This window comes from Robinsoniella sp., from assembly GCF_034124845.1.
Genome location: NZ_JAWYAJ010000479.1, coordinates 1 through 3241 on the forward strand (window position 1 = coordinate 1; position 3241 = coordinate 3241).

At 41.6% G+C, this 3241-nt stretch carries 2 protein-coding genes; both read left to right on the plus strand.

Features of this window, described 5'->3' with window-relative positions; genetic code table 11:
• Positions 1 to 31 precede the first annotated feature (31 nt).
• A complete protein-coding gene (locus tag ACH2DQ_RS23470; RefSeq protein ID WP_394911922.1) occupies positions 32 to 988 on the plus strand; it encodes an Rpn family recombination-promoting nuclease/putative transposase in 957 nt (318 codons plus the stop codon).
• 235 nt (positions 989 to 1223) lie between these two features.
• On the plus strand, positions 1224 to 3241 hold a 2018-nt coding region (locus ACH2DQ_RS23475; RefSeq protein ID WP_395028546.1), incomplete at its 3' end, for a glycoside hydrolase family 38 C-terminal domain-containing protein.

Sequence of the window (3241 nt, forward strand, 5' to 3'; positions counted from 1 at the left end):
TGCCTTAAAGTAAGAGGAGGACTGACAAACAATGGATAATTCGCCCAAAACAAATGCCATTCAGAACGAAAATAAGAAAACAGAACCATTTATCATGCTGCCTACGATAGATTTTTGTTTCAAGGAGCTGATGTGCAGTGAGAAAGTAAGAAAGGGATTAATTGCAGCATTTTTGAATCTGGATCCAAAGGAAATTCAGGAAACGGAATTGCTGAATACAGCTCTGCGAAAGAAAACCGAAAATGAAAAGCTTGGAATCCTGGATGTAAGAGTCCGGATGCATGATAACACCCAGGTTGATTTGGAAATGCAGGTACTGCCGTTTCACTGCTGGGAGGAGCGGACCCTGTTCTATACCTGTAAAATGTACACCGACCAGATAGTAAGCGGGGATAATTACGATGTTCTGGTAAAATGTATCCAGATCAGCATACTGGACTTTGCATTTTTAAAAGATACCGATGCATGGTATTCCTGTTTCCATCTAAGGGAAGACCAGCGGGGAAGTTTATATTCTGATAAACTGGAGCTGCATGTGCTGGAGCTGCCCAAGCTGGTTGGACAGGAAGAACCGGAAAACGAACTGCTGCAATGGGCGAAATTCCTGAACGGAAAACGGGAGGAGGATTTCAAGGAAATGGCTGAGAAAAATGAATACATAAACGAAGCATATCAGATCATAAAACATATCAGTGAAGATGAGCGGAAAAGGTACGAATACGAATCCAGGGAAAAGGCAATCCGGGATCATAACCACATTTTATATATGGCGAAAAAAGAGGTGAAAGAGGCAAAAGAAAAAGCTGAAGAGGAAAGAAAAAAAGCATTGGCTAAAGGTTTAGCAGATGGATTAGAAGAAAGCATTAAATTATTTATACACTACAATCTGTCGGAAGGTTATCTTCATGAACGTATTGTTGAAAATCTGAAGAAGTGTTTCAACCTGGATCATGATTCGGCTGAAGAATACTATGATAAATATAAGTAACTGAATTAGAGCTGTTGCAGAAAGGCAGATAATGCCATTTCCTGCAGCAGCTCTTTTATGAATCTGACTTTGCAGGGAAAATAGGTTTACATTAAAAATCAAAGAAAAAAATTGTTAAAAATCAAAGGAAAGATAAGATTTTGTAGTTGAGGTAATGAAAGAGTTTTTATAAAGTAGAATTATATACGTTGCTGTTAACTGCGGGTATAAAAAATAGAAATGGAGAAATACGATAATGAAAGAATTACATATGATTTGCAACGCACATCTGGATCCGGTATGGCTGTGGGACTGGGAGGAAGGAATTGCAGCAGCATTGTCCACTTTTCGGATTGCAGCCAGATTCTGCAGAGAATATGATGGATTTATATTTAATCATAATGAAGCATTACTGTACCAATGGGTAGAAGAATATGAACCGGATTTATTTCAAACAATTCAGGAACTGGTGAAAGAAGGGAAATGGAATATTATGGGAGGATGGTTTTTACAGCCTGACTGTAATATGCCTTCGGGAGAGTCTTTTATCCGTCAGATAGAAACGGGAAGAGAGTATTTTTTTGAAAAATTTGGTGTTCTTCCGAAAACGGCTGTGAATTTTGATCCTTTTGGACACTCCAGAGGAATGGTACAGATTCTCCAGAAGGCAGGGTATGATTCCTATATCTTCTGCCGTCCATCCCAGGAGGACTGCTGTCTGCCGGATGATGACTTCTTCTGGATTGGATTTGACGGCTCCCGGATAAGAGGACATCGCTCCAGTGAACATTACAATTCGCTGATGGGAGAAGCAGGGAAGAAAATTACAGAGTTTCTGGAAAGCCACCGGGGGCAGGAAACGGGATTGCTCTTGTGGGGAGTAGGAAATCACGGCGGTGGGCCTTCTCATGTGGATATGGGTCAGATTCAGGAAAAAAGAAAAGAAAATCCACTGTGTGAACTAAAGCATTCCATTCCGGAATCATACTTTAATAGACTGGAAGAAGAGAATATAAATCTGCCTGAATTCCATAGTGACTTGAATCCCTGGGCAGTAGGCTGTTATACTGCCCAGATCAGAATTAAACAGATGCACAGGAAACTGGAAGGATTGCTCTATATGACCGAAAAAATGGTGTCGGCTGCAGTGTTTCGGAAAAAAATGAATTATCCGGAGGAAGAACTAAAAGAAGCAGAAAAAGCATTGCTTACAGCGGAGTTTCATGATATTTTACCTGGTTCAGCGGTGAAATCAGTGGAAGAGTCGGGTATACGGATTATGAACTATGGTATGGAGCTGCTGGAGAAACAGAAAAAAAGAGCATTTTTTGCCTTGGCTGAAGGGGAGCAGCCGGCTAAGGAGGGAGAATATCCGATTTTAATTTATAATCCTCATCCCTATCCGGTAAAAGGAGTTGTGACCTGTGAATTTCAGATGCAGAATCAAAACTGGGATACTACTTTTGGAATGCCAACGGTATTTTATAAGGGAGCAGAGATTCCATGCCAGGTGGAAAAAGAAGCCTGCAATATGAATCTGGACTGGAGAAAGAAAGTGGCATTTTATGCAGAACTAATGCCTATGCAGATGAACCGGTATGACTGCACCATAACATTTATGGAGAAACAACCAGATTGGGTAGGGCAGGAAGAAGGTGCAAAGATTTGTTTTACCGGGGAGCATATAGAAGCCGTAATCAGTAAAAGAACCGGCTTGATGGATTCCCTGAAAATTGACGGCACAGAATATCTGAAGGAAGGAGCATTCGGACTTTCAGTGCGGGACAGCGGATTTGACCCCTGGGCAATGAATGTACAGAGTTTTCCGAAAGAGGAGGGCAGGTTTACTCTCATGGAAAAGGAAGAAGGGGCTGATTTCTCCGGTGTGGATGCGCAGCTGGAAAGTGTGCGTATTATTGAAAACGGGCAGGTGAGAACCATTGTGGAGGCTTTGTTCCGATATCATAATTCAAGGGCAGTGATGCATTATATATTACCGAAAAAGGGGTGGGATGTGGATCTGGACCTCACTGTGGAATGGATGGAAAAAGGTAAATTACTGAAACTGGAAATCCCAACCTGCCTTCAGGGACAAAATCTATGTGAAACGGCTTATGGCGTGCAGACTTATGAAGCAAGTGAAAGAGAAAGAGTTATGCAGAGATGGTGCGGTATTTTTGAGGAAGAAAGAGATATGGCAGTGACCTGTTTGAATGACGGTTGCTATGGGGGAGATTTCCGTGATGGAACTATGGGAATAACACTGATCCATTC

What these genes read in the sequence shown, in the direction of transcription:
- ACH2DQ_RS23470 (WP_394911922.1), top strand. Translation starts at nt 32, where the DNA reads ATGGATAATTCGCCCAAAACAAATGCCATTCAGAACGAAAATAAGAAA.